The sequence below is a fragment of the Methylobacterium sp. BTF04 genome (genome assembly GCF_010692745.1).
Taxonomy (GTDB): Bacteria; Pseudomonadota; Alphaproteobacteria; order Rhizobiales; family Beijerinckiaceae; genus Methylobacterium.
Map to the genome: position 1 here is coordinate 1 of NZ_JAAHTB010000102.1, position 4610 is coordinate 4610.

The window sequence follows — 4610 nt, forward strand, 5'->3', positions numbered from 1 at the left end:
CGGAAACCTGCTACGCAGAACCACCCATCCGTGACTTTCCAAAACGGACTCTAAGCCATTTAGGGTCCAAATAAATAGCTGGAAACCTAAATTGCAGCTTTCGTCGGCCCGCCCTGAATGGCGAAGATTTGCGTGTGGGCAAGAGAGATCGCCGTCCCCGGATGGGTATCGGCGACCTCAATCTTGGCCTGCAATTGATTGGCTAACGCTTCCACGATGCTGGTGCCAAGGCCCGCTTTCACGGTCTCTCTGTCCTTGGGCATTCCTACCCCATCGTCACCCACTGATAGGGTTCAGTTTGGCCCATGAGAGTGATAGCCGACGGCGATCTTACCGGCGCGCTGATTAGGAAAGGCATGTTTCAGGGCATTGATGACGAGTTCGGTCACGACCAAACCAAGGCTGACGGAGACATCTGCTGTAACCACGCTGTCGTCCACATCAACGCTCAGCGACAGTTGATCATGGTCAGCGATCATCGACGCGCCGATACTCTGGCAAAGTTGGTCGAGATAAACTCGAAGCGAGATGTCGCTTGTCCCCGTTGCCGCTAATTGCCGTTGGACGGCGGCGATAGACATCACGCGGTGATGGGCATCATTCAGGTGCCGCTAGATTCGTCGGAGTTCACCGTGCGCGCGCTCTGCATCAGGACGCTCGCGATGATCTGCAAGCTGTTGGCCACGCGGTGTTGCACTTCTTGGAGCAGGACAGCCTTCTCGCGCACGAGATCGTCCTTCAGCTTCTCTGCGGCGCGCGCATCAGTGACATCCGCTACGGTAATCAGCAGGCGGACATTCTCCGGGTCGCGATATTCAAGCTTCTGCGCCTTGAGAACCAACCGGCGGACCCCGCGACCGGGGCGGTCGAGGTCCATCTCGTAGGCTTCTACCTTTGCCTGCCCGGACACTGTGGCGTTCAGCAGTGACCGGAGACGAGGCTTGTCCCATTACCCCGATCCAAGCTCGTAAATTGTTTGACCTGTAACGGTCGTTGGTTCGATGCCGAAGGCTTGGAAAAAGGACGCGCTGGCGGCGCGGCATTTCGGTACAGGGCGGGTGTTATAATTTTGATCTAGCGAGCGTACTGAGAGGCCTCAATGCGGATCGATCCGTCTTTTGTGCGTCGATTTCCCTTTCCCACATTCTTGTCCGGTCACGATTCTTCTCGGCTTCTGACCTGGCAGCCAAGTTCGTTTCATTAGTTGGTCGCACTACTGTATTCCTTTTGATGAAATCTCAGCCTTGGCCGCCGACAAGTTCCGCCTCAGGCAAGCCGTTCGGGCGCGAGGCGGTGTTCAACTTCGCCCTTTTTCAACCATCGAACTTAGCGTTTGTCGTGCTTGAGCGCCATGGTATCAGCTGCGGGAAAGCGGCTTGCGTCCCGGCGCTGGGTGACCGCTTTGCTGCGGCACCGCCTTTGCTTGGTCGTAAGCGGGCGGCGGTTTGACGCGGACCGGCGGGGCAGCCCGGGCGCCGTCGCTGGCGTCGAGATGGGTGGTTTAGTCGGACATGTGGCCTCCTGCCAGTTGATCGTCCTGGTTTTAGCGTTGAATCTTGGGGGCTGACGCTGTTGGTGTGCTTGCAGCGGTCGCTGATGCGGCGTTAGCAGGGGCTCTCGTAGGATGGCCGGTAAAGCCCGAAATGACCATCGCGATGGCCCACCCCGCCAAGTAAAATATCACGACCTTGGCAGGATCAACGTGTGTAGATCCCCCACCCCGGGCGGCAGGCTGGGCCGACGCTACGTCGGGACCGGCAGCGTGCGGTAGCAGTGCAATGAGCCGCGTTGCAATTGTTTGGGGGTCTGAAAGCGATAGCTGGCCGCCGGGGAGCTTGGTCAATAGCGAGACCAGACGCTGCGCTGCGGTGTCTCTGGGCAGTGCGGTCAAATCAGCCGCTTCCTCCCATGGGTCGAGATCCAAACGCGCGAGCGCCGAAACCACACTCAACGGCGCTTCGGACGAGTCTTCGTCAATTGAGGCGAACAGAAACGCGTTGAACCGAGATCCAAGAGGCGAGGTTCTGGCCGAAGGCGTCATTTGAGCCATTTGAACGCGCACCTTTTGTCAGGCGGATGCATAAAGCGGCCGGAGAAGGCGCAGCGCTGTGCGGTGTCCGCCCAAGTTAATATTACGGTAGGTCAACTGCGGGCTCTCGCTCAGCCTCGGAAAATACTCAGGACACGGCACCACTTTATTTGACCGCAGATGGTCGCTGCGCCAGCGCAACGCGGGCCCTTCTGAGTAAATTCCGAGGCTTTCGCCAGCCCTAAAATCGGCGGCACGTCGCTATTCCGCGAAGGACTAAGTCTATGTTTTCCTCGTTCGTCTTTGTAGGTCCGATCGCATTCGTTTTCGTAATGGTGTGCTTGTTCGCAAGCATAAAGATTCTGCGCCAGTACGAGCGGGCTGTCGTATTCACTCTCGGCAAATTTCAAGGTGTTAGAGGCCCTGGCTTGGTGCTTCTGCTACCTTTCGTTCAGGAAATGGTTCGAGTCGACCTTCGAATCCAAGTGATTGAAATTCCGACACAGAACGTCATATCAAGAGATAACGTGTCGATGAAAGTCGATGCCGTGCTTTATTTCAAGGTCGTCGACCCCGAGCGCGCGATCATTCAGGTTCAGGACTATCTGCCGGCCACCAACATGTTGGCCCAGACGACGCTGCGGGCAGTCCTGGGCCAACACGAGCTCGATGAGATGCTCTCGGAGCGCAAGAAGCTGAGCGAGGACGTGCAAAGCATCCTCGACACCCAGACCGAAACCTGGGGCATCAAAGTCAGCAATGTCGAGATTCGCACCGTCGAGCTGACAGAAAATATGGTCCGCGCCATCGCCAAGCAGGCCGAGGCCGAACGGGATCGCCGCGCCAAGATCATTCACGCCGAAGCAGAATTCCAGGCGTCACAGACGCTCGTCAACGCCGCCACGATCCTGTCGAGCATTCCGGCCGCTATGCAGTTGCGCTACCTTCAGACCCTCACCGAAATCGGCGCCGAACAGAACTCCACCATCATCTTCCCGATGCCGATCGACATCATTAAGCCCTTCCTCGATCTGCAGGAGAAAGCCGCCAAATCTGCTGGGGCGAATGGAGAGGCAAAAAACTTCTCCGAGGCGCCCCTGAACGCACCGTCGCGCGCCGCTCCGCCGGCGATCTCGTGATCCGGTCGTAGCCGCATGATAAAACTCGAAGTCATCTCCCCGGGTGTGCTGAAAATTATCGCGCCTGTAAAACTGAGCGCCGACGACTTCGCGCACTTGGCCCAAAAACTTGATTCCATCCTTAAGCATGAGGGCAAGGTTCGGGTCCTGATCGATGCGACGCAGTTGGACGGCTGGGACAGCACGGCTGCCCTGGAACAGCATGCCGCCTTCGTGAAAACCCATCAGAAGAGGGTGGAGCGGATCGCCGTTATCGCGCAGCACGACTGGCAGCATTGGCTGGTGGGGGCGGTCAAAGTCTTCCTCCATCCACAGATCAGGGTGTTCGACAAGAGCGCCGCCGACCAGGCCCTCCAATGGATCACCGATCGAAGTCCGAAGGCTGCTGAAACGTGGAACACCAGCACAGTTTAGAGCCATGATCCGCCGCTCCCTGCCGGCCGTGAACTTGGGCGTCGTCACCGCCGTGCGCGGCAGTGTGGTCGACAGCCGGTTCGAAGATCATCTGCCAGCCATCTATTCCGTGCTGCGCGCGGGAGCCGACAGGCAGATCGTGATCGAAGTTCTGGCGCAGCAGGACGAGCACCACGTGCGCGGGATCTCACTGACACCCACCCAAGGCCTGGCTCGGGGAATGGCCGTCGAGGACACCGGCGGACCGTTGAAAGCGCCTGTAGGCGAGGCGGTGCTCTCGAGGATGTTCGATGTGTTCGGAGATCCCATTGACCGCGGAACACCTTTGTCCGGCGTTGAGTGGCGCTCGGTCCATCGGGCCCCGCCGTCGCTCACGAGACGGTCCACCAAGTCGGAAATCTTTGAGACCGGCATCAAGGTCATCGACGTCCTTGTGCCGTTGGAACGCGGCGGCAAGGCGGGGCTGTTCGGCGGCGCGGGCGTCGGCAAGACCGTGCTGCTCACTGAAATGATTCACAACATGATCGGCCACCACGCCGGGGTCAGCATCTTTTGCGGCATAGGCGAGCGGTGTCGCGAAGGCCAGGAACTCTATGAGGCCATGAAGGATGCCGGCGTGCTTCCGAATATGGTGATGGTTTTCGGCCAGATGAACGAGCCGCCCGGCGCCCGTTTCCGTGTCGGCCATGCCGCGTTGACCATGGCTGAATACTTCCGCGACGACGAGCAGCGTGACGTCCTGCTGCTGGTGGACAACATCTTTCGGTTCATCCAGGCCGGCATGGAGGTGTCCGGCTTGATGGGACAGATGCCGTCCCGTCTGGGGTATCAGCCCACCATGGGCACCGAGCTCTCAGGCCTCGAGGAGCGCATCGCTAACACCGACAGCGGCGCCATCACCTCCATCCAGGCCGTCTATGTGCCGGCGGACGACTTCACCGATCCGGCGGCGGTGCACACCTTCTCACACCTGTCTGGACTTGCTTCGGTTTAGTGGAGAGCGGTTTGGGTAGCGCTGCGTTTCTCGA

The 4610-nt window shown here is 59.0% G+C and carries 6 protein-coding genes; 3 read left to right on the forward strand and 3 right to left on the reverse strand.

Annotated features, from left to right (window positions below):
* Positions 1–86: 86 nt before the first annotated feature.
* From G3T14_RS25240 to G3T14_RS25480, 3 genes are read right to left on the reverse strand one after another with little or no spacing between them, the layout of a single operon-like run.
* Entirely contained in the window at positions 87–263 is a 177-nt protein-coding gene (locus tag G3T14_RS25240; RefSeq protein ID WP_246733510.1) for a hypothetical protein, read from the reverse strand.
* A 30-nt stretch (positions 264–293) separates the two neighbouring features.
* The gene (locus G3T14_RS25245) at positions 294–581 is read right to left on the reverse strand and encodes a sensor histidine kinase (RefSeq protein WP_281409848.1); all 288 of its coding nucleotides are present in this window, start codon (positions 579–581) and stop codon (positions 294–296) included.
* A gap of 20 nt (positions 582–601) precedes the next feature.
* Complete coding sequence (locus G3T14_RS25480; protein ID WP_281409849.1) at positions 602–877, reverse strand: histidine kinase dimerization/phosphoacceptor domain -containing protein; 276 nt, start codon at positions 875–877, stop codon at positions 602–604.
* Positions 878–2361: 1484 nt separating this feature from the next.
* On the opposite strand from G3T14_RS25480, the gene G3T14_RS23110 reads away from it, so the two are divergent.
* Genes G3T14_RS23110 through G3T14_RS23120 form a run of 3 tightly spaced genes read left to right on the forward strand, consistent with a single transcriptional unit; the run spans position 2362 to position 4576 of the window.
* The gene (locus G3T14_RS23110) at positions 2362–3168 is read left to right on the forward strand and encodes a slipin family protein (RefSeq protein ID WP_348645333.1); all 807 of its coding nucleotides are present in this window, start codon (positions 2362–2364) and stop codon (positions 3166–3168) included.
* A 15-nt stretch (positions 3169–3183) separates the two neighbouring features.
* Positions 3184–3582: an STAS/SEC14 domain-containing protein gene (locus G3T14_RS23115; protein WP_163644846.1), complete on the forward strand. Its 399-nt coding sequence runs from the start codon at positions 3184–3186 to the stop codon at positions 3580–3582.
* A 4-nt stretch (positions 3583–3586) separates the two neighbouring features.
* A complete protein-coding gene (locus G3T14_RS23120) occupies positions 3587–4576 on the forward strand; it encodes a F0F1 ATP synthase subunit beta (RefSeq protein ID WP_204263020.1) in 990 nt (329 codons plus the stop codon).
* Positions 4577–4610: the final 34 nt, after the last annotated feature.

Excerpts from the sequence above, each read along its gene's own strand:
- G3T14_RS25240 (WP_246733510.1), bottom strand. The coding sequence starts at position 263 with ATGCCCAAGGACAGAGAGACCGTGAAAGCGGGCCTTGGCACCAGCATC.
- G3T14_RS25245 (WP_281409848.1), bottom strand. The coding sequence starts at position 581 with ATGTCTATCGCCGCCGTCCAACGGCAATTAGCGGCAACGGGGACAAGC.
- G3T14_RS25480 (WP_281409849.1), bottom strand. The coding sequence starts at position 877 with ATGGACCTCGACCGCCCCGGTCGCGGGGTCCGCCGGTTGGTTCTCAAG.
- G3T14_RS23110 (WP_348645333.1), top strand. The coding sequence starts at position 2,362 with ATGGTGTGCTTGTTCGCAAGCATAAAGATTCTGCGCCAGTACGAGCGG.
- G3T14_RS23115 (WP_163644846.1), top strand. The coding sequence starts at position 3,184 with ATGATAAAACTCGAAGTCATCTCCCCGGGTGTGCTGAAAATTATCGCG.
- G3T14_RS23120 (WP_204263020.1), top strand. The coding sequence starts at position 3,587 with ATGATCCGCCGCTCCCTGCCGGCCGTGAACTTGGGCGTCGTCACCGCC.